This window comes from Verrucosispora sp. NA02020, from assembly GCF_013364215.1.
GTDB lineage: Bacteria > Actinomycetota > Actinomycetes > Mycobacteriales > Micromonosporaceae > Micromonospora.
The window spans coordinates 3,708,716-3,729,974 of the sequence record NZ_CP054923.1 but is presented as its reverse complement, the minus strand read 5'-3'; the positions used below and the strand labels follow the sequence as shown (position 1 = coordinate 3,729,974).

The 21,259-nt window shown below is 73.0% G+C and carries 19 protein-coding genes; 10 read left to right on the top strand and 9 right to left on the bottom strand.

Annotated elements, in window-relative coordinates:
- The first annotated feature begins 66 nt into the window (after window positions 1-66).
- Both HUT12_RS16145 and HUT12_RS16140 read left to right on the top strand, forming a co-directional pair.
- Window positions 67-2,892, top strand: a complete 2,826-nt coding sequence (locus tag HUT12_RS16145; protein ID WP_176093900.1) for a condensation domain-containing protein — start codon at window positions 67-69, stop codon at window positions 2,890-2,892.
- 39 nt (window positions 2,893-2,931) lie between these two features.
- Window positions 2,932-3,456 (top strand): DinB family protein, encoded by a 525-nt coding sequence (locus tag HUT12_RS16140; protein WP_176093899.1) that lies wholly within the window; start codon window positions 2,932-2,934, stop codon window positions 3,454-3,456.
- 227 nt (window positions 3,457-3,683) lie between these two features.
- Here HUT12_RS16140 and HUT12_RS16135 read toward each other — a convergent pair whose 3' ends face one another.
- A complete protein-coding gene (locus HUT12_RS16135) occupies window positions 3,684-4,043 on the bottom strand; it encodes a metalloregulator ArsR/SmtB family transcription factor (RefSeq protein ID WP_176093898.1) in 360 nt (119 codons plus the stop codon).
- A 51-nt stretch (window positions 4,044-4,094) separates the two neighbouring features.
- Between HUT12_RS16135 and HUT12_RS16130 the strand changes: the two genes are divergently transcribed.
- The 4 genes from HUT12_RS16130 to HUT12_RS16115 all read left to right on the top strand — a co-directional run bounded on the left by HUT12_RS16130 (window position 4,095) and on the right by HUT12_RS16115 (window position 9,147).
- Complete coding sequence (locus HUT12_RS16130; protein ID WP_176093897.1) at window positions 4,095-5,165, top strand: cation diffusion facilitator family transporter; 1,071 nt, start codon at window positions 4,095-4,097, stop codon at window positions 5,163-5,165.
- Window positions 5,166-5,316: 151 nt separating this feature from the next.
- On the top strand, window positions 5,317-6,918 hold the full coding sequence (locus tag HUT12_RS16125) for an LPXTG cell wall anchor domain-containing protein (protein ID WP_176093896.1): 1,602 nt from the start codon (window positions 5,317-5,319) through the stop codon (window positions 6,916-6,918).
- Between the two features lie 220 nt (window positions 6,919-7,138).
- Window positions 7,139-7,429: a flavin reductase gene (locus tag HUT12_RS16120; RefSeq protein ID WP_176093895.1), complete on the top strand. Its 291-nt coding sequence runs from the start codon at window positions 7,139-7,141 to the stop codon at window positions 7,427-7,429.
- A gap of 158 nt (window positions 7,430-7,587) precedes the next feature.
- The gene (locus HUT12_RS16115) at window positions 7,588-9,147 is read left to right on the top strand and encodes a ricin-type beta-trefoil lectin domain protein (protein ID WP_176093894.1); all 1,560 of its coding nucleotides are present in this window, start codon (window positions 7,588-7,590) and stop codon (window positions 9,145-9,147) included.
- Window positions 9,148-9,219: 72 nt separating this feature from the next.
- Here the strand turns inward: HUT12_RS16115 and HUT12_RS16110 are convergent, their stop codons facing one another.
- On the bottom strand, window positions 9,220-9,864 hold the full coding sequence (locus HUT12_RS16110) for a hypothetical protein (protein ID WP_254876844.1): 645 nt from the start codon (window positions 9,862-9,864) through the stop codon (window positions 9,220-9,222).
- Window positions 9,865-10,127: 263 nt separating this feature from the next.
- Between HUT12_RS16110 and HUT12_RS16105 the strand changes: the two genes are divergently transcribed.
- From HUT12_RS16105 to HUT12_RS16095, 3 genes are read left to right on the top strand one after another with little or no spacing between them, the layout of a single operon-like run.
- Complete coding sequence (locus HUT12_RS16105; protein ID WP_176093893.1) at window positions 10,128-12,158, top strand: serine hydrolase; 2,031 nt, start codon at window positions 10,128-10,130, stop codon at window positions 12,156-12,158.
- Window positions 12,159-12,199: 41 nt separating this feature from the next.
- Window positions 12,200-13,534 (top strand): sensor histidine kinase, encoded by a 1,335-nt coding sequence (locus tag HUT12_RS16100; protein ID WP_176093892.1) that lies wholly within the window; start codon window positions 12,200-12,202, stop codon window positions 13,532-13,534.
- Between the two features lie 8 nt (window positions 13,535-13,542).
- On the top strand, window positions 13,543-14,187 hold the full coding sequence (locus tag HUT12_RS16095; protein WP_217706088.1) for a response regulator transcription factor: 645 nt from the start codon (window positions 13,543-13,545) through the stop codon (window positions 14,185-14,187).
- A gap of 24 nt (window positions 14,188-14,211) precedes the next feature.
- On the opposite strand, the gene HUT12_RS16090 is transcribed toward HUT12_RS16095, so the two are convergent.
- On the bottom strand, window positions 14,212-15,138 hold the full coding sequence (locus HUT12_RS16090; RefSeq protein ID WP_176093890.1) for an alpha/beta hydrolase: 927 nt from the start codon (window positions 15,136-15,138) through the stop codon (window positions 14,212-14,214).
- A gap of 83 nt (window positions 15,139-15,221) precedes the next feature.
- Between HUT12_RS16090 and HUT12_RS16085 the strand changes: the two genes are divergently transcribed.
- Window positions 15,222-15,860 carry a TetR/AcrR family transcriptional regulator gene (locus HUT12_RS16085; RefSeq protein ID WP_161594917.1) on the top strand — a complete coding sequence of 213 codons (639 nt, stop codon included), beginning with the start codon at window positions 15,222-15,224 and terminating at the stop codon, window positions 15,858-15,860.
- A 45-nt stretch (window positions 15,861-15,905) separates the two neighbouring features.
- On the opposite strand, the gene HUT12_RS16080 is transcribed toward HUT12_RS16085, so the two are convergent.
- The 6 genes from HUT12_RS16080 to HUT12_RS16055 are packed head-to-tail and all read right to left on the bottom strand — an operon-like array spanning window position 15,906 to window position 21,231.
- A complete protein-coding gene (locus HUT12_RS16080; RefSeq protein WP_176093889.1) occupies window positions 15,906-16,847 on the bottom strand; it encodes an amidohydrolase family protein in 942 nt (313 codons plus the stop codon).
- Window positions 16,847-17,782 (bottom strand): MBL fold metallo-hydrolase, encoded by a 936-nt coding sequence (locus HUT12_RS16075; RefSeq protein ID WP_176093888.1) that lies wholly within the window; start codon window positions 17,780-17,782, stop codon window positions 16,847-16,849. Before HUT12_RS16075 ends, HUT12_RS16080 begins: the two co-directional genes overlap by 1 nt.
- Window positions 17,779-18,591, bottom strand: coding sequence for an ABC transporter ATP-binding protein (locus HUT12_RS16070; RefSeq protein ID WP_254876843.1), 813 nt, complete (start codon window positions 18,589-18,591; stop codon window positions 17,779-17,781). Before HUT12_RS16070 ends, HUT12_RS16075 begins: the two co-directional genes overlap by 4 nt.
- Window positions 18,588-19,397: an ABC transporter permease gene (locus HUT12_RS16065; protein ID WP_131052135.1), complete on the bottom strand. Its 810-nt coding sequence runs from the start codon at window positions 19,395-19,397 to the stop codon at window positions 18,588-18,590. The genes HUT12_RS16070 and HUT12_RS16065 overlap by 4 nt, the downstream gene beginning before the upstream one ends.
- Window positions 19,394-20,215 (bottom strand): ABC transporter permease, encoded by an 822-nt coding sequence (locus HUT12_RS16060; protein ID WP_176093887.1) that lies wholly within the window; start codon window positions 20,213-20,215, stop codon window positions 19,394-19,396. Before HUT12_RS16060 ends, HUT12_RS16065 begins: the two co-directional genes overlap by 4 nt.
- Entirely contained in the window at window positions 20,212-21,231 is a 1,020-nt protein-coding gene (locus HUT12_RS16055; protein WP_176093886.1) for an ABC transporter substrate-binding protein, read from the bottom strand. Before HUT12_RS16055 ends, HUT12_RS16060 begins: the two co-directional genes overlap by 4 nt.
- Between the last annotated feature and the right edge of the window lie 28 nt (window positions 21,232-21,259).

Below are 21,259 nucleotides of genomic sequence, written 5' to 3'. Positions count from 1 at the left end.
ATCGGTCCACTGTGTAGGACTCGATCGATCGATCCAGCAGCGGAACGGACCGTCGTACCGTCAGGAATGCGATTCGCGGATACGGTGGTCCCCGCCGAGTGGGCGGCAGAACCGCTGCGCTACGCCGAGTTCTCCGGTGGTGGTGCCGGGACGGCGCCGCCGACCTGGGCTCAGCAGGTCCTCCTGCGCTCGATCGCCCGGTTCGGCTCCAACCACCGGTTCCTCAACCTGCGGCGGGCCGTGCCGGTCTCCCCCCGCGCCGGGGTGACCGTGACGACCGCGACCCGGGCGGTGGGTGCGCTGGTCAGCCGGCACTCCGCGCTGCGCACCCGGCTCCCGGTCGTCGACGGCGAGTCCCGGCAGGAGGTCGCCCCCGCCGGGCTGTTCCCGCTGCTGCTCCATCCCGGCACCGGTGACGGTGCGCAGGCCGCACGGCAGGCCGCCGAACGGCTCGGCGACGTCGCGTTCGACCATTCGGCCGAGTGGCCGCTGCGGGTCGCACTGGTGACTGTGGACGATCGGGTACGCCAGATCGTGCTGGTGTTCAGCCACACCACGGTGGACGCCCACGCGGTCGAGATCGTGCTGCGTGACCTGCGGTTGCTTCTGCTGCGCGGCGGCCTGCACACTCCGGCCGGTCCGCAGTCGGCGGAGGTGGCCCGGCTCCAGCAGGGACCCGACCGGGGGCGCTCACAGCGGGCGGTGGCGTACTGGCAGCGGGAGTTCGACCGGCTCCCCCGGCAGCCGCTGGTCCCGGCCGGGCCGGGGCTGACGCCGCACCTGCGTCGGGGCGTCCTGGTCTCCTCCGCGATGGACAGGGCGGCCCGGCTGGTCGCCGCCCGACATCGGGTCAGCGTCTCCGCCGCACTGCTCGCCGGCTACCAGGCGATGGCCGTACGCACCTCCGGGCACGAACTGTCCGGCCTCTTCCCGATGTCGCACAACCGGTTCCGCACCGAGTACGCGCAGGCGGTGGCGAACCTCGGTCAGATCGGATTCTGCGTGGTGGACCTGGCCGGGTGCACCGACTTCGCCGAGTTGCTGCGCCGGGTCTGGGCGGCGTCGCTGAACGGCCTGCGGCACGCGTACTACCAGCCGTCCGCGCTGCGGCACGCCTTCGAGGAGCAGGGCGTCGACTACGAGACGGCGTTCCACCCGCACCACTACTTCAACGACGTCCGGCTGCCACTCGGCGGCCTCGACCAGCCGCCCGAGGTGACCCGGGACGAGTTGCGGGCGGCCACCGCCCAGAGTGACTTCTCCTGGACCGCCGGGCTGAACGCGGCCTCCTGGCACCTGCTGGCCCACGTCGTGGACGAGCCGGACGCGGTGGGCGTCACGCTCACCGTCGACACCCGGCACCTCGCGATGGACTCCGTCGAGCCGTTCCTGCGGGGCATGGAGGAGTTGCTGGTCGAGGCGGCCTTCGACGACGTGCGATGGCCCTGGTCACCGACGTCCACCGGCGCCGCCGGGCCGGTCCCGCGCCGCGCCGGGCACGCCGAGGAGACGGCGTACGCGGACTTCGCGGGCGGGCGGGCCGCCAGCGCGCCGCTGACCTGGGGACAACGCGCCATGTGGCGGACCGTGGAGGAGTTCGAGTCCCCCGCCGCGTACCGGGTGCTGAGTCTCCCCCGCACGCTCGCCGTGTCGGCGCGGACCGAGGTGACCGTCCCCGAGGCGGTGCGGGCCCTCGGCGCACTGGTCGCCCGGCACGGATCGCTGCGCACCCGGTTCCGCCGCCGGGACGACGAGGTGCACCAGGAGATGGCGGCGACCGGGCGGCTGCCCGTCGGCGTGCACGCCGTACCCCGGCCGGTGGACGACCCCGACGGCCGCGCGCTCGCGGCGGAGCTGACCGCCCGGCTGCGCGCGTCGCGCTTCGACCACGTCGCCGAGTGGCCGCTGCGGGTCGCCCTGGTCACCGTCGACGACCGGGTACGCCAGATCGTGCTGGTGTTCAGCCACGCCACCGTCGACTTCCACGCCACCGACGTCGTGCTGCGTGACCTGCGCAGGCTCCTGCGGCACGGCACCCTGGACACGCCGGTCGGCCTCCAGTCGGTCGACCTCGCCGGGCGGGAGCGCGACGCCGGACGACGACGGTCGGAGCGGGCGGTGGCGTACTGGGTGCGGCAGCTGCCCGGCCTGGCGGCGAACCTCTCCGACCCGGTCGGCGCCGCGCCGGCACCCCGTTACCGGCGTGGGTCGCTGGTCTCCCGCGCCGTCCACCACGCGGCCGGCCTGATCGCGACCCGCAACGCCGTCAGCACCTCCAACGTCGTGCTGGCGGCGACCGCCGCCGGGCTGACCGGCGACGGCGGGCAGGAGTCCTGCGGCATCGTGGTGATGGCCAGCAACCGCTTCCAGCCTGGGCACCAGGACGCGGTCGGCACCCTCAACCAGATCGGGCTCTGTCGGCTCGACCTGGCCGACCGGCCCGGCTTCGCCGACCTGCTGTCCCGGGCCCGGCGGGGAGCGCTGGACGCCTACCGGCACGCCTACTACGACCCGGCCGTGTGGGAGCGCACCTTCACCGACCTCGGCCACGACCACCGGACCTTCCTGTCCGCGTACTGCTACCTCAACGACGCCCGGCTGGCCCGCGACGTCGACCCGACGGCGGCGGGCCCGGACGAGACCGCCCTGCGGGCGATGGTCGGCGACAGCGCGTTCCGCTGGCTGCCGGAGTTGGAGCGGTTCCCGTGGCGCTGCCGGGTCCAGGTGCTCGACGCGCCCGGCGCGGTCGAACTGGTCGTCACCGCCGACACCCGCTACTTCCCGGCGGAACGGATCGCGCCGTTCCTGCGCGGCGTCGAGGCGCTGCTCGTCGAGGCGGCCTTCCGCGACGTGCCCTGGCCCTGGTCCCCGACCGCGGCCGGGCCGGGATAACCGTTCGACCGGGCCGCCACCGGGTGTGAGGATCGCCGGATGCCGTCTTCCCGTCGTGACCTGCTGCGCTGGCAGTTCGACCTGACCTGGTCGCTGTTCGAGTACCACCTGGACCGGCTGGAGCCGGCGCACTTCCGCCGCGAGGCCGCCGCGCTCTCCTGGACGGTCCGCCCGGACGACGCCGGCCGGTGGGTGCCGGACTGGGCCGACACCGAGCCGGACCCGGTGCCGGTCCCCACCATCGCCTGGCTGACCTGGCACGTCGGCTGGTGGTGGAGCGTGGCCATCGACCATCTTCAGGGCCGGTCACCACGGGAGCGCACCGACGTCCACTGGCCGGGCGACGGCGAGCCCACCGTGTCCTGGCTGCGCGAACTGCGGACGGAGTGGTCGACCGTGTTGGACCGGCTCTCCGACGCCGACCTCGACGAGGTGGCCCCGTTTCCCTGGCCGCGCGATCCGGAACACACCGTCGCGCACCTGCTCGCCTGGGTCAACGCCGAGCTGATGAAGAACGTCGCCGAGATCGGCCAACTCCGGCTGGTGCAGGACGCCTCGTCCTGACCGGTGCCCGGACCGTCCGAGCCGTGGCCGAGGGCAGCCGACCTACAGCGGGGGCCCTGTCGAGCTGAACCGTCTGTGCTCTCAGCTCGACAGCGGCCGGGTACCCCTTGCCCTGTCGCAGCGGACCGCCCACCGGACCGACCGCGAAGCACTCCGACACGGTCCCGCAGACGCCTCCGCGATGGACGACCCCTCGACCTCCGGTTCCGGCGCCACGACAGGGCCGGTCAGTCGTGTTCGGGGGTACCGGTCACCCGGTGGGAGGCGGCGTGCAGCGTCTCCGCGACCAGTCGGCGTACGTGGCCGTCGCGGGCGCGGTAGAGGACGCGGCGACCGTCCCGGCGTACGCTGACCAGCCCGGCGAGGCGGAGTTTGCCGAGATGCTGGGAGACCGCCGGGCGGGCCGCACCGACGGCCGTGACCAGGGAACCGACGTCGTGTTCGCCCGCGCTGAGCAGCCACATCAGGCGGAGCCGGGTGCCGTCGGCCAGCATCCGCAGCATCTGCACGGCCGCCTCGACCTCACCGTCGCCAGGGGTGGGTTGTTGCCGCTCACTGGCTCCTGCAACGTTGTCGCGTGCGTACATGGGCACATATTATCGCCGGGACCACAGGCCCCGCTCTCCTCGGGGGGACACGTGACCCAGGGCCGGCACGACCATCATCACCACCACCACGACCACGACCGCCGTGACGACCACCGTCACCACGGCAGGCCCGGCCGGTGGCACCGGCTGCGGCATGCGGCCGTACCGCACTCGCACGACTCGCGTACCCGGGTGGACCCGGCGCTGGAGACCTCCCGCGAGGGGCTGCGGGCACTGTGGATCTCGCTGGTCGGGCTCGGTGTCACCGCCGCCGCCCAGGCGGTCATCGTGGTGCACTCCGGCTCGGTGGCGCTGCTCGGCGACACCCTGCACAACGTCACCGACGCGCTGACCGCCGTCCCGCTCGCCATCGCCTTCCTGCTCGGACGGAAGGCGGCCACCCGCAGCTACACGTACGGGTACGGGCGGGCCGAGGACATCGCCGGCATCATCATCGTGGCGGCCATCGCCGCGTCGGCCGTCGCCGCCGCGTGGACTGCGATCGGCCGGCTGCTGCACCCCACCGACATGAGTCATGTTCCCTGGGTGGCCGGTGCCGGTGTCGTCGGGTTCGTCGGCAACGAACTGGTCGCCCGCTACCGCATCCGGGTCGGACGGCGGATCGGATCGGCCGCCCTGGTCGCCGACGGCCTGCACGCCCGCACCGACGGCTACACCTCGCTGGCCGTGGTCGCGGCGGCGGGCGGCGCCGCGCTCGGCTGGCGCTGGGCCGACCCCGTGGTCGGTCTCGCGATCGCCGTCGCCATCACCGTCGTGCTCGCCGACGCCGGACGGCAGATCTACCGCCGGCTGATGGACGCGGTCGACCCGACGCTGGTGGACCGGGCCGAACGTACGCTGCGCGACGTGGACGGCGTCCGGGACGTGACCGGGGTACGCCTGCGGTGGATCGGCCACCGCCTGCACGCCGAGGCGGACCTGGTCGTCGACGCCGGTCTCAGCCTCGTCGCCGCGCACGAGATCGCCGCCGACGCGGAGCACCGGCTCACCCACGCGGTGCCCCGGTTGACCAGCGCGACCGTGCACACCGACCCGGACAGCCACCCGGGCGGGCACCACCATGCCGACCTCTCCCACCGGCGACGGCAACCGGCCGGCTGATCCGCGCCGGCCCGACGCCGTGAGAGGCTTACCCGGCCCAGGATCCGCCGCACCACCACGCTCCGGCTCCGCGCCCGGCACGGCCCACCCGGCCCGCCGTCCGCCGGGTAGCCCCGCTCCACCTCGTCGTTCGTACCCTGAGGAATCCGCCATGTCATCTTCCGCTCTCCGGCGTCGGCTCGCCGGTGTGGCCGTCGTCGGCGTACTCGTCGCCACCGCCGTCGGCGGCGCGCCCGCCGCGGCCGAACCGACCTCCGCGCCGACCACCTCGGCTCCGACCGCGACGCCTCCGGCCGCCGCCGACCGGACGGCCGCGCCGCGAAGCGACATTCGCCTGCGGAGCGTCACCGTCGCTCCCGGCGTCGGAGGCAAGTGGATGTCGGTCGAGCAACGCGGCGGCACCTACGGCACCACCTACCGGATGCGGGTGGACCGCAGTGACGTGATGGCGTTCGCCGACGTCCGACACGCGGGCGGTCCTCCGCTCTGCACGACGGCGGGACCCGTGCTGGACTGCGCTCTGACGACCGACACCGACTGGGGTACGGAGCTGTTCAGCCTGCGCGTGACGGCGGCGGCGGACGCGAAGCCGGGCCAACGCGGTGAGGTGGTCGTCACCGTCACGGAGCCTCGCTTCGCGGCCGGGACCTACCGGGCCACCGTCACCGTCGGCGAGGGCGTCGATCTCGTCAGCGCGAACGGCCGCGACCTCCGCCTCGACAGCAGTCTCGGTGCCCGCGTCGACGTCCCGTTGGCGGTGTCGAACCGTGGCACGACGACCGCCCACGGACTGCGGTTGTACGTGTCCGGCTCGCTCGGATTCACGCCGTCGAAGCGGTACCGGAACTGCGAGTACGGCGATCCTGCACGGGACGACAGCGTCTTCGTCTGCGTGTTCGACGACTCGCTGGAGCCCGGGGAGACGGTGCGGGTGGACTCCACCTTCGGCGGGACCGTCCCGACCGACAGTTGGGCACCGAACCGGCACCACAGCCACTACACCTGGTTCACCCCGGCCGACTGGGAGGAGTACCAGGACCTGATCCGCAAGCCCGGACCGCTCGGCCCCCGGGGGACCGACGAGGAACTGACGCTGGCGGCGGTGGACGAGATGCGGGCCCGCTCGCACCCCCAGACCGACGTCGACGGATTCAGCAACGAGATCTCGGTACGGCTGGACGTCGCCGGTGACCTGCGGGGCGACGTCGCCGCCGAGGGCGCGACCGTCCGAGGCGCGGTCGGCGCCACCGTCCCGATGCGGGTCGGCTACCTCAACAACGGGCCGGCGCGCGCCGGGGCCGACGGCCAGGGCGGTCTGCAGGTCCCGACGCACGTGACCCTGCCGGACGGCGTCACCGCCGTCACCGTCCCGACGTCCTGCAGCGACCTGGACTCCGAGGAGTACGCGCCCGGCAAGCCCGGCGGACGGCGCTACGTGTGCCAGGCCGGCGGCACGATCAGCACGGGTGAGCGGGTGGCGTTCGAGTTCGGTCTCCGGGTCGACCGGGCCGGCGGTCAGACCGGCACGGTCACGCTCAAGACCAGGTCGGGTGAGGGCGCGATGGCGGATCTGGACCCCGGCAACGACACCGCCGCGATCCGGGTGAACCCGACCGGCGGCGGAGCAGGCGGTGAGTTGCCGATCACCGGCGCCTCCACCGGCCTGCTCGCCGGGGCGGGTCTCCTGCTGGTCGTCGCCGGTGCGGGCGGCTTCCTGCTGGCGCGTCGGCGGCGGACCCGCTTCGTCGCCTGATCCGACAGGCGTGGTGGGCACCGGCTCGGGGAGGTATCTCCGAGCCGGTGCCGCGTCCGGTCCGTGATCGACGACGGAAATATCACAACGCTGTGTGATTGCACGGAGACTCTGGGCAAGGTATCCGTCAGGCGACGTGGTGCGGTGGGGGCCCACCCACGTCGCTCCGGGGGCCGCCGACGGGCGGGCGCCACCCCCCGCCGACGGAGGAGGATCTGCCGTGCCCGCGACCAGAGCGGCGAACGTCGTACCCACCGCACGCTGCCGGGACCATGTGGCGTCCCGCCCCACCTGGCGGTGCCGAGCCTGCGGGACCGCCTGGCCGTGCGGGCGGGCGAAGCGGGACCTCCTCGCCGAGTACGGCACCCGCCGCACCGATCTGCTGGTCTATCTGGCGATCCTCTGGGAGGAGGCGCTCCGGCAGCTCACCGAGCGGCACCCGGGGACCGGCCCGGCGGAACTGCATGAGCGGTTCGTCGGCTGGCTGCCACCCCGAACACCCTCCCGCTGACCAACCCGCCGTCCGACCTGGACGGATCATGCGCCGACATAACTGGCAGGAGTCTTGACAGTTACCTGTCACATCGACAGACTTGATCGTGAGAGCGCTCTCTTGGTCGAACTCCCGGTGATGCCCCCGCGTCGCCCCACCCCCGTAGGAGGAGTCCCATGCCACGAGCGCCACGCGCCCTGCGCGCGGCCCTGGCGGCCGTCCTGGTCGCCGGTCTCGCCCCACTCGCCGCTCCGCCGGCCGTGCTCGCCGCCGACACCGCCGGTACCCCCTCCGCCGCCACCTCGGTCACCGGCCTCGCGCCGGAGATGGTCCGCGCGATGCGCCGCGACCTCGGGCTGACCGACACGCAGGTGCTGACCCGGCTCCGCGTCGAGGCCGGTGCCGCCACCGTCGAGCGACGCCTACGGGCCCGACTCGGTACGGCCTTCGCCGGTGCCTGGATCCCGGCCGGCGGAACGAGGCTGACCGTGGCGGTCACCGACCCGTCGCTGGCCGCCGCCGTCCGCGCCGAAGGTGCCGAGGTGACCACCGCCGCCCGCAGCGAATCCACCCTGGACGGCATCAAGCGGACGCTCGACCGGCACGCCGGCAAGGCGCCACCGGACGCCGTCCACGGCTGGGCGGTCGACGTGACGACCAACCGGATCGTGGTGACCGCCGGCCGGGGTGCCACCGCCGAGGCCGCCGCCTTCGTCAAGGCCAGCGGCGTCGACGCGGCCCTGGTCCGGATCGTCGAGTCCGCCGAAGCGCCCCGGATCAACTACGACATCCGGGGTGGGGACCAGTACGTCATCAACGGCAACACGCTCTGCTCGGTCGGCTTCGCGGTGCAGGGCGGCTTCGTCACCGCCGGCCACTGCGGCCGGGTCGGCAGCCCGACGCTCGGCTACAACAACGTCTCGCAGGGAACCTTCGCCGGCTCGACGTTCCCCGGCCGCGACTACGGTTGGGTGCGGACCAACAGCAACTGGACCCCGCAACCGTGGGTGAACAACTACTCCGGCGGCAACGTGTCGGTGGCCGGCTCCCAGGACGCCGCGATCGGCAGCTCGGTCTGCCGGTCCGGTCGCACCACCGGCTGGCGGTGCGGCACGCTGCTGGGTCGCAACCAGACGGTCAACTACTCGCAGGGTGCCGTGCACGGCCTGACCCGCACCAACGCCTGCGCCCAGGGCGGCGACTCGGGTGGCGCCTGGCTCAGCGGCAACCAGGCGCAGGGCGTCACCTCCGGCGGCTGGGGCGACTGCTCCACCGGCGGAGAGACCTGGTTCCAGCCGGTCAACGAGATCCTCGGCGCGTACGGGCTCACGCTGGTCACCAGCGGCGGTGGCAGCGGGAACCGGCTGATCAGCAACTGGAACAACAAGTGCATCGACGTGCCGAGTTCGAACTTCTCCGACGGCGTACCGCTGCAGACCTGGAACTGCAACGGCACGGCGGCGCAGTCGTGGAGCTTCGTCAACGGCACGTTGCGTACCCAGAACAACATGTGCATGGACGTGGCCTGGGGTTCCCGGGACAACGGCGCGGCGATCCAGATCGCTACCTGTAGCGGCAACGCGGCCCAGCAGTTCGTCCTCTCCGCCGCGGGTGACCTGGTCAACCCGCAGGCGAACAAGTGCGTCGACATCAGCGGATGGGTCAACGCCGACGGTGCCCGCCTCGCCATCTGGGAGTGCCTCGGCGGCGCGAACCAGAAGTGGCGGCGCGGCTGACACCCACCCCCCGGATGTAAGGAAGGGTCCCCTGCTATCGCCTGGTGTATAGCAGGGGACCCTTCCTTGCACTCACGACGACGGCGCGGCCCCGTTGTCGTTGAAGCGGAAGCTGTCGAACGGCGCGGCGTCACCCAGCTCCTCCATGATCAGGCCGTTGTTCCGCGTGTTCCGCAGGTACGCCGAGTTGTTGCTGATCAGGTAGGTCTCCGCGTTCTCCGGGTTCGGCGCGATGGTGAAGAGCTGCCGCTGCTCGCTCTCCTGGCACTCCGCGCCCTGCACCACCAGCGGCTGCGAGTTGCCCGGGTTCTGCACCTGCCAGCAGACCGGCTCGCCGGTGCCGGGGCCACCGCCGGCACCCCGGTACGACTTGATCAGGAAGGTCTGCCCCTCGACCGGGGTCGCCACGAACAATTGCCGGCCCTCGTCGCCGTCGACCTCGGCCAGCCGCTCGTCGGTCAACGACAGCCCCGACTCGACCGCGTCGACCCGGGTGATCGTGACCTGGCGGTCGCCGGACAGCACCGGCGGATTGGCGCTGGTCGGCGACGGTGACGCCTCCGTCGGGGTGGGCGCGGCGGAGGTCGCGCTGGCGGCCGGCGTGCCCGTGGCCTCGGGGGTGGCGGCAGCATCCGGGGTGGCGTCACCGCACGCCCCCGTCGAGACGACCAACGCCACCACGCCCGCACCGGCAAGCCACCTACGCATCGACATCATCCACTCCTCCTCGGCGGCGGGGATTCCCGGTCGGGAGACCGGCGCACCATCCTCGCCACGGTCGCTGAAGATCGACGTACCCCGGGTGCCGGCGCGATATGCGAGGACGCGGCAACAGGGTGGTTTTCCGACAAAGGTCGTAGGTCGAATGCCGTCCTGCGCCAGATGGCACCACGCTCCGGTTCACGCAGGCTTCTCTCAGGCACCGGGTGACGCCGCACGGACCCCTCCGGACACCCGATCGGCCTGGAAGGCAGCCCGACATGTCTCGCCACGATCCCGCCCGGTCCCGGGCGTTCCGCCTGCGTCGACTCGGCGCGGCCCTGGTCGCGGCGGTCGCCGTCGCCACCGCCGCCGGGTGCGGCGCCGCACCGACCGTCCTGTCCGTTCCCACGCCGCCCGCTCCGGGCGTACCGGCCGACCCGGCCGCGCTGAACGCCGCCGACCTCGACGCCTGGCTCGACGGCCTGTTGCCCGCCGCGCTCCAGCGGACCGGCATCCCGGGTGCCACCGTCGCGGTCGTCCGCGACGGCGAGATCCTGACCGCCCGTGGCTACGGCCATGCGGACACCGGCTCCGGCTCCGGCTCCGGCTCCGGCTCCGGCTCCGGCCAGGCCGTACCGGTCGACCCGGACCGGCACCTGTTCCGGGTCGGCTCGGTGTCGAAGCTGGTCACCGCCGTCGCGGTCCTCCAGCTCGTGCAGAGCGGCGACCTGGACCTCGACGCCGACGTCGACGAGTACCTGGACTTCACCGTGCCCCGCCGCTACGACGAGCCGGTCACCCTGCGGCACCTGTTGACCCACACCGCCGGATTCGAGGAGCGGGTCGCCGGCCTGATCGGCCTCGACGGCGGCAGCCCCGACCTGCGCAAGGCCCTGGCCACCGACCCGCCGGAGCAGATCTACCGGCCGGGCACCGTGCCCGCGTACTCCAACTACGGCAACGCGTTGGCCGGATACATCGTCGAGCACGTCAGCGGGACGCGGTTCGAGGAGTACGTCGACCGCAACGTCCTGGCCCGGGCCGGGATGGCGTCGTCGACGTTCGCGCAGCCGCTGCCTCCGGCCCTGGCCGATCGGGTGGCGAAGGGGTACGACGCCGCCGGTGTCGCCGGCCCGTTCGAGATCGTCGGCACTCCCCCGGCCGGCGCGTTGAGCGCACCCGCCACCGACATGGCCCGCTTCATGCTGGCGTTGACCGGCGAGACGGTCGGCGAGGGGCCGCTGCTCGACGCGCCCACCCGCGAGCTGATGCAGCGTCCCGGGCTCGACGCCACCTCGCTCGGCACCCTCGCGGACGGCCCCCGGATGACGCTCGGGCTCTTCGACGAGAGCCGCAACGGCCGACACATCCTCGGCCACGGCGGCGACACCATGTACTTCCACTCGCACCTGCAGATCTATCCCCAGGAACGGGCCGGCATCTTCCTCTCGCTCAACGGCGGTGGCCGGGGCCAGTTGGACAGCCACGAGTTGCGCCAGGCGGTGGTCAACGGCTTCGCCGACCGCTACTTCCCGGCCATGTCGGAGCGACCGGCGGGCGTCGACGCGGAGACCAGCGCCGCACACGCCGCCGCCGCAGTCGGCACGTACACCGACTCACGCGGGATCCACAGCAACTTCCTGACCCTGATCGGTCTGGTCGGCCGGACCACGGTCAGCGTCGCCGACGACAACCGACTGCTGTTCGAGCCGGGCCCGCTGTCGGCCACCCCTGCCCTGTACGAGGAGGTGACCCCCTGGGTCTGGCGTGAGGTGGGCGGGCATCGCTTGCTGGCGATGCGGGTCACCGACGACCGGGTGACGGCGATCAGCTACGACTCCGCGTTCACCCTGCTGCCGGTCGAGCCGGCACGGGCCACGGCGGTGGTCGTACCGGTGCTCGGCGTCTCCGTCCTGGTGCTGGCGCTGACGGTGCTCTCCTGGCCGTTCGGCGCCCTCGTCCGACGGGTCCTCGGTCGGCCGCGTCGTGACCGGGCCGGACGCACCGCGCGGGTGCTCAGCCGCGTCGCGGTCGCCGGTGCGCTGCTCGCGCTGACCGGCTGGGCGGTGAGCGTCGTGGCCGTCATGGGGTTGCAGGACGTCTCCGCCACCTCTCTGCGCACCGTGCAGGCGCTCCAGTTGATCGGCCTGCTCGGGGTGCTGCCCGCCACGGTGCGGCTGGTCGACGACGTACGCCGTCGCGTCGGCTGGCACCGGATCACCGCCAGCGCCCTGATCCTGCTGGCCCTGGCCGGTACGGGCTGGTTCGCCGTCGAGTTCATGCTGCTCGCGCCTAGCATCTCCTACTGACACGTCGATCCGGGACGGACCGGAGCAAGGATGTCCACCGCATGAGCACCCACCCTGATCCGCAGATCGAGGCGACGCCCCGGTCGCCCCGGCTGACCAGGCGGCTCGACGAGCAGCTCACCCGACTCGGCGTGACCGGCCGCTTCGCCCGGGACGGCCTGTTCGCGGCGGCGGTCACCGTGCTCACCCTGCTGCTGCTGGCGCTGCTGCTCTGGATCGTCGCACCGGCGGAGGGGCTCTCCGTCGACCCGGAGCGGGCCTGGCCGGTGCTCGGGCTCTGCGGCGTGCAGGCGATGCTGCTCTGCCTGCGCCGGGTGCGTCCACGGCTCTGTCTCGCCCTGGTCGTCGCCCTGCAACTGGCGATCGTCGGGCTGTCCCTGCCGGAGATGTCAATCCGGGGCATCGCACCGTTCGTCGCCGCGTACACCGTCGGCACGCTGCGGCCGGTCCGGACGGCGCTGCTGATCGCGGGGGCCGCCACGCTGGTGGAGACGGCGGGGGCGGTGGTCACCACCGCCGTCCTCGCCGTCCCCGACGTCCTGCTCGCCGTGCTCGGCAGCTTCACCGCCAGTGCCCTGACCTACCTCGGCGCGGCCTTCGTCGGCGGTTACGTCGCCACCTACCGGCGCTACGTCGAGCTGGTCAAGGTACGCGCCGACGAGGCGGTCCGGGCACAGCGGGCAGGCGTGCAGGCGGCGATCGGCGCGGAGCGGTCCCGGATGGCGCGGGAGCTGCACGACGTGGCCGCCCACCACCTCTCCGGCATGGTGGTGCAGGCGGCGGCGGTGGAGCGGCTGATCGACCGCGATCCGGCGGCGGCCCGTGCCGGGGTGGCCTGGATCCGAGCCCAGGGCAAGCAGACCCTGGACAACCTGCGGCTGGTGGTGGGGGTGCTGCGCGGACGGACCGGGGCGGACGCGGGCGACGGCACGGTCCCGGTGCCCGGCCTGGCCGTCCTCGACGACCTCGTCCGCACCGCCGGTGACCTCGGCGGCCCGGTCGGGTTCGTCCGCGAGGGGCAGCCGCGCGAGGTGCCGCCGATCGCCGACGTGGCGCTCTACCGGGTGGCGCAGGAGTCGCTCTCCAACGCCCGCCAGCACGCCCCCGGCGCCCCGGTCCGGGTGGCCCTGCGCTACCTGGACCGCCGGGTGACGCTCGAGGTACGCAACGATCCGCCGCCTCGACGGCCCGAGCCGGCGGCCCGCACCACCGGCGGCGTGGGCCTGGTGGGCATGCGGGAACGCGCCCAGCTCATCGGTGCCGAGTTCACCGCCGGGCCGACCGCCGACGGCGGCTGGTCGGTCACCGTGAGCCTGCCGACCGCACCGGAGGCCGCGCGCTCGGCGACGGCGACCGCGAAGGGGGACCCGGCGTGATCAGGGTGATGCTCGTGGACGACCAGGCGGTGGTGCGGATGGGATTCCGGGTGATCCTGGAGCAGGCCGGGGACATCGAGGTGGTGGCCGAGGCGTCGAACGGCGACGCGGCGGTCGACCTGGCCCGCCGGCACCGGCCGGACGTCATCTGCATGGACGTCCGGATGCCCGGCGGCGACGGGCTCACCGCCACCCGCCGGATCGTCGCCGAGGCCACCGAGACGCCGCCCGCCGTGCTCGTGGTGACCACGTTCGACCTCGACGAGTACGTCTTCGGCGCGCTGGAGTCCGGTGCCAGCGGGTTCATCCTCAAGGACTGCGAACCCGACGAGCTGATCGAGGCGGTACGCCGCCTGGCCGGCGGGTACGGCCTCGTCGACCAGGCGGTCACCCGCCGGGTGATCACCGAGTTCGCCCGCCGCACCGCCGCACCGCGCACCGACGCGGTGGCCGCGCACCAGCTCACCGCACGGGAGGCCGAGATCGTCGGGTTGCTCGCCCAGGGTCTGTCGAACGTGGAGATCGCCGCCGAGCTGTTCATCGAGACCAGCACCGTCAAGTCGCACCTCGGCCGGGCGATGGCCAAGATCGGCGTACGGGACCGGTTGCAGACGGTGGTCTGGGCATACCAGAACGGTGTCGTGCCGCGCTGACCCACCCGCCGTCAGCGTCGACGGTCAGCTGACGAAGTCGCTGACGGCCTGCCCCAACTGGGTCAGTCCCGGTTCCTCGACGGGCAGGTGTCCGGCCCGCTCCAGCAGCACGAGCCGCTTGTCGGCGGCGATGCGGTCGAAGAAGGCACGGCTGAGCGCGACCGGCGTCCAGCGGTCGTCCGCCGGGTGCGTCATGAGCACCGGGCAGGCGGTGAACGCCTCCGGCTCCACCGGCGGGGCGGAGGTGAGGAAGGTCCGCAGGAAGCGGAGTGCGACCCGGTTGCCGCCGCCGGAGGGATCGGTGGCGACCAGCGCGGTGAGGGCCGGGTCGTTGCTCATCGCGCCCATGTTCGCGATCCAGCGCATCGGCACCCGCCAGGCGTCGAGCGGCCGGGCCGGGCCGAGCAGGGACGGCGTGACGCGGCCAATGGCCGGCAGACGGGTCATCCGCATCCGCGCGGTGACGTCACGCGGGTCCAGCAGGCAGGTGACGACCAGGCCGGCGACGTCGACGGTGGCGGCGACCGAGTACGCCAGCATGCCGCCCATGCTGGCGCCGAGGAGGAAGACGGGACGGCCGTCGCGGGCCTGTTCCGCCGCCACGAGGTCGGCGACGCAGTCGATCCACTCCGGGTACGCCACCGGTCGGTCACCGCGGGTCAGTCCGTAACCGGGCAGGTCCGGGGCGAGCACCTCCACCGGGGCGAGATGGGCCAGCATCCGCGCGTACGGGGCGAGCATCCGCCCGTACCCACCGGCGCCGTGCAGCAGGAGGAGCTTCACCGGGGCATCCGGTGCGGCGAGCCGGTCCAGGTGCACGTCCAGCCCCCGCCAGCGCCACCACTCCTCGGCCGGGGCGTCGTCGACGTCGCTGCGCAGCCATGTGGGATAGAAGCGCTGGTAGTCGAGCCACCGGGTGACCTCCTGGTACGTACGCCGACCGGATTCCACACTCCACCTTTCATCGTTTTACCTGCTCATGGCTATGATATGAGGAATACCTCGCTTTGTTTACTCGCGTTTGGAGTCGCCCGGTGCCACCCCGGCCCGCACCGCATCAGCCCAGGAAGACGCCCCGGCAGCAGCGCGCCTGGCAGACCCGTCGGCGCATCCTCGACGCGGCGGCTCGCGTTTTCGCCGAGTACGGCCACGCCGCCGGCACCACCGACCGGATCGCCGCCGAGGCCCGACTCTCGGTGGGTTCGCTGTACCAGTACTTCCCGAACAAGGACTCGATCCTGCTGACCCTGGCGCTGGAACACGTCGACGAGACCGCCCAGGCGGTCCGGGTCAGCCTCGCCGGTCTCCCTGACGGCCCCGTCCCGGTGGACCGGTGGCTCCCGGCGGTGGTCGGCGCCTGCGCCGAGCTGCACACCCGCGACCCGCGCCTGCACCGGGTGCTGTTCGAGGAGTCACCGCGCCCGCCCGACCTGCTGGCCCGCTTCCACGAGGCCGAGCGTGAGGCGGCTGCCGCCGTCGAATCGTTGCTGCGGCGGGATCCCGACCTGACACCGGCCGACCCGGAGCGCAGCGCCCGAGTCGTGGTCGCGGTCGTCGAGTCGCTGGTGCACCGCTTCGTCGCACAGCAGCCGGACCGGATCAGCGAGCCGGAACTGACCGGCGAGATCGTCGCGGTGGTGACCGGCTACCTGGGCCGCGCGACCGTGAGCTGACCCGCCCGACGCGACCGAAGGGGCAACCCTGCCGCGTCGCCGTCGTCAGCCGTCGAGCAGACGCAGCGCGTTGCCGCCGGCGACGAGCCGGGTGTCGGTCTCGTCCAGTCCCGCCAGCGCCAGCGCCGACTCGACCCGTACGCGGCTGGTGGCACGCGCACCGATCGGCCAGTCCCCACCGACCAGCACGTGGTCGGCACCGAGCAGGTCGGTGGCGAACCTGATCGCGGCCGGCGCGAACCCCATCGTGTCGAGATAGACGTGCGCGCGCTGCGACGCGGGCGCCGCCGATGTCAGGACCTCTCCCCCGTCGGTGGCGGCGGCCAGGGACAGGCCCGCGACCCCGAGCATCGGGAAGACCACGTGCAGCCCCGGCAGGTCGGCCAGCACGCCGTCGACCAGCAGCGACAGCAACGCGGCGGCGTTGATGGTGCCCCGGGCCAGCGAGGTGCCGAACCGGCCGAGACCGGCGAAGGCGGTGGTCATCGCCACCGGGCTGATCGGGTGCGCGAAGACGGGTACGCCGAGTTCCGCCGCGACGACCAGGGTGGGGCGGGCGGCCTTCGCGCCGAGCAGAAGCCCGTCGGTGGCGCAGTCCACGACCAGCCCGGACAACCCGAGGTCCCGTACGGCGCGTACCGCCTCGTCGGCCGCCGGCTCACCGGCGAAGGCGTCGACGGTGGCCAGACCCCGGAGGCGGTCCGGTGCGCTCGCCACCGCCTCGGCGAGGTGGTCGTTGAGCCGCCGCAGGTCGTCCGGACGGGTGCGTTCGCCGTGCGGGGTCACCAGCGCCGGTGGCGCGCTGAGCACCCGCAGGTCGATGCCGTGCCGGCCGGTGTCGGCCAGCAGCCCCTCCAGGTCGGCGATCCGGCGGGCCAGCCCGCGCCAGCGCTCGGCCAGCTCCGGCGCGGCGTGCCGGGGCGGCAGCGCCGGATGGGCCGGACAGGCGTGGTGGGTGTGGAAGTCGGCGACGAACAGCGGCGGCATCAGACCTCGATGAAGGTGTACGTGAAGCCGCGCTCGGCCCGGTGCACGTACCCGGCGGCGGGGAACGGGAAGTGCGTCGGCACCAGCAGGTCCCCGGAGTCGGCGGCCCGTTCCAGCAGGCGGCGACGCTGGTCGGCGGAGTCCCCCGGCACCACGCAGTACCGGATGCTCCACTCGGGACGCTCCAACTGCACCCCGTGGTGCAGCATGTCCCCGGCGAACAGGGCACGTCGGCCGGCGGACTCGACCACCAGATAGACGTTGCCGGGGGTGTGCCCGAACGCGGGCACGAGGTGGATCTCCGGCGTCAGCACGTGGTCGGCCGGCACCAGGTCGAGCACACCGGCGTCGCGCAGCGGCAGGATGCTGTCCGCCAGGTAGTCGCCGGTGCGCCGCATCGCCGCCGCGCCCTGCGGGCCGGTCCACCAGTCGAACTCCTCCCGGACCACCAGGTAGCGGGCGTTCGGGAAGGTCGGCACCCAGCCACCGGAGCCGTCGGCGCTGGTGGCGAAGCCGACGTGGTCGACGTGCAGGTGGGTGAAGACCACCGTGTCGACGTCGTCGAGGCTGACCCCGGCGCGGGCGAACTGCTCCAGGAACGGCCGGTCGGCGCGGTCGAAGACACCGCCGTTGCGGGGTTTGCCGTTGCCGCCACCGGCGTCGACCAGGATCAGCCGATCCCTGGTCCGGAGCAGGTGGGCCTCCTGGTTGAGCACGATCCGCCCGTCGCGGGTGAAGGGCTCGGCGGTGTAGAAGGCGTCGTCGGTCCAGGACTCGGTCTCCAGTTGCGGGAAGAAGTCCGTCGGGAGCGGGAGGTAGTCGACCTCGCGGATCGGGAAGACCTCCACCTCGCCGACGGGGAAGGACCAGAGCGGGCCCTCTCCGCCGCCGGTGTCCTGCCAGCGTGGTGCGGTCTCCGGGGACTGCTCGCTCATCGGGTCACCTCTGCTCGCGGGGTTTCGGGTTCGGGTGCGCGGCGGACCCGCGCGTAGACCTGGGCACGCAGTTCGCCGAAGCGGGCCGAGGAGCGGGTGCCGAGCTGGTCGCGGTCCGCCGGCAGATCGACCGGGAACTCGGCGACGACGCCGGTCGGGGCGGCACCGAGGACGACGACCCGCTGGCCGAGGTACACCGCCTCGTCGATGTCGTGCGTGACGAACAGGACGGTCATCGCGTACCGCCGCCAGAGCGTGGCCAGCAGATCCTCCAGTTCACCGCGGGTCTGGGCGTCGACCGCGGAGAAGGGCTCGTCCATCAACAGCAGCCGGGGCCGGTACGCGATCGCGCGGGCGATGGCGACCCGTTGCTGCATGCCGCCGGAGAGCTGCCACGGGTACGCCCGTGCCGTCTGGCCCAGCCCGACCGCGTCGAGCGCCTCGGCGACCGCCTCCCGGCGTGCGGCGCGACCGATGCCCCGGTGCCGTAGCGGCAGCTCGACGTTCTGCTGCACCGTCTTCCAGGCGAACAGGCTGCGGCCGTACTCCTGGAAGACCACGCCCAGGTCGGCCGGCGGCTCGGTCACCCGCTGCCCGGCCAGGTACACCTCGCCGGTCGAGGCGGGCAGCAGCCCGGCGACGATCTTCAGCAGCGTGGTCTTGCCGCAGCCGGACGGCCCGACGACGGTGACGAACTCGCCGTCGCCGACCGTGAGGCTCACCCCGGCCAGGGCGTCCACGGTGCGTTCCCGGGCCCGGTACGACTTGCCCAGCGCGACGATCCGCAGCAGGTCGGGTCCGACTGTCACGATGACTCCTCTCGTCCGGTGGCGCCTCGGTGCCACCGCAGGGCACGCCGCTCGACCAGCTCGAAGACCTTCGCCAGGGCGAAGCCGAGCAGGCCGAGCAGGAGTACGCCGCTCCACATCTGCGGGATGGCGAAGGTGCGCTGGAACCGGATCACGGTGAAACCGAGGCCGTCGGTGCTCATCAGCATCTCGCTGACCACCATGACGATGAGCGAGATGCCCAGCGCCTGGCGGGCACCGGCGAAGACCTGCGGGCTCGCGGCACGCAGGATCAGGCCGTGCCGGGTCCAGCCCGGCAGCCGGTACGCGGCGGCGGTCTCCAGGTGGACCTGGTCCACGGCCCGTACGCCGTCGGCGGTGTTCAGCAGGATCGGCCAGACCGCGCCCAGCACGATGACGATCAGTTTCGTGGCGTCGCCGATGCCGACCGCGACCAGCAGCACCGGGATCATCACCGGTGCCGGGAGCACCCGGAAGTAGGCGAGGATCGGGCCGGTCAGTGCGCGTACCACCGACCAGCGGCCGACCACGTAGCCGACGCCGACGCCGATCACCAGCGCTGCGGCGTAGCCGGTGGCGAGCCGACGCAGGCTCGGCACCACGTCGCGGACGAAGACGTCGGAGAGCCAGACCTGACCGAACGCCTCGACGATGCGGCGCAGCGGCGGCAGGAAGATGGTGGTGCTGTCCGCGCTGAGCACCCACCAGAGGGTGAACAGCAGCACCGGCAGCCCCAGCGCGAATCCGACGGCGGAGGCCCCCCGGGCCAGGCCGGTACGCAGCGGGACGGATCGTGGGCCGGTCATCCGGTCGCCACCTCCCGCCGGGTCGCCACGTGCCAGTGCAGCAGCCGGCGTTCGGCCAGGCGGGCGCCCAGGTCGAGCAGGATCCCCACCCCGCCGGTCAGCAGCACCAGCGCGTACATGCCGGTGAACTCGCCGGACTCCTGGCTGCGCCAGATCAGCTCGCCGAGACCGGCGGCGCCCATCACCAGTCCGCCGGTGACGGCCAGCGCGAGCGCCACCGAGACGATCAACCGCAGCGCGGTGCCGAGGTACGGCAGCACCGACGGCCAGGTGACGTGGACGACCCGGGCCAGCGGGCCCAGTCGCAGGCTGCGGGCGGTGTCCACGGCCACCCGGTCCACGTCGCGCAGCCCGTACAACACCTGGAACAGCACGATCCAGAAGCACGAGACGGCGACGAGCAGGACGGTGATCTGGGCGACGTCCAGCACCAGGACCAGCACCGGGATCAACACGATCGACGGGACCGGGCGCAGGAAGTCCAGGGTGGACGAGGTGACCCGCAACAGCCACGGGACCGAGCCGATGGCGAAACCGACGACGATCCCGGCCACCACGGCGATCACCAGGCCGGACGCGACGGCCAGCAGGGTGCGGCCGGTCGCCGTCCAGAACCGGGCCTCGGTGAGCAGGCGGAGCGCCTCCGGGGCGACGGCGGAGAGCGGTGGCACGTGCAGCGGCGAGAAGAACGTGCGGGTCACCGCCTCGTACCCGGCCGCCGCGACCAGCAGCCCGACCACGCCGAGCAGCCGGCGACCGGCGACCGGGCCGCCGGCCGACCCCCGGGTGGGGGCCGGCACGCGGCTGCTCGTGGTCACGGCAGGATCAGCTCGTCGAGGTTCGGCGTGGTGCTGATCAGACCGTCGCGTTGGGCGTACCCGGCCAGCTTCTCGGCGGCCTGCCGGCTCACCTCGTCCCGCCAGCCGGTGATGGTGATGCTGTTCGCCACCTCGGGGCTGATCTGGGTGAAGGTGGGGATCTTCGCGCGCACCTCCTCCTCGTGCTCGCGGGCGTACGCGTACGCCTCCCGGATCGCGTCGCGGAAGGCCGAGACGACCTCCGGGCGCTGCCCGATGTAGGTGCCCGAGGTGTACCAGGCGGAGACGGTGAGGTCCTCGGCCAGGTCGGTGAAGCCCCAGCCGATCGGCACCGCGCCCTGCGCCTTGGCCGCCGACAGGAACGGCTCGACCACCCAGGCGCCGTCCACCCGGCCCTCACTGATCGCGGCCGGGACCTGCGGGAACGGGATCTCGACCAGCTTCACCGAGTCGGAGTCGCCACCGGCGGTGCGGACCGCCTCGCGGGCGGCAGCCGCCGCGATGTTGGTCAGGATGTTCACCGCCACCGTCTTGCCTTCGAGCTGCTTGGGGCTGGTGATGCCGGAGTCGCCGGCCACCACGAGCGCGCCGTAGTCCGCACCGGCCTTGCCGGTCGACGCCGACGCGGGCACCACCGCCTTGACGTCCAGCCCCTGGGTACGCGCCACGATCAGCGTGGTGAGGTCGCCGGTGGCGAAGTCCACCTTGCCGGCCAGCACCGACGGCACCGAGGTCAGGTCGGAGGTCTGGGTGTCCACCTCGACCCGCAGGCCGTGCCTGGCAAAGATCCCGTTGTCCTGGGCGAGGTAGATCGGGGCGAGGTGTCCGAGCGGCGCGGAGGCCAGCCGGACCGTGGTCAGGCCGTCCGTGCCGCTGGCCGCGTCGGCGGAGTCGTCGGCGGCGGAGCAGGCCGCGAGGGCGCTGGTCAGCAGCGTGGCGGCGAGGACGCCGGCCAGGCCGCGACGAAGGGCGGGTGTGGCGGGTACGTGCCGGAGGGTCCGGGTGGTACGGAACATGCTCTGTCTCGATTCTCAGGGGGTGAAC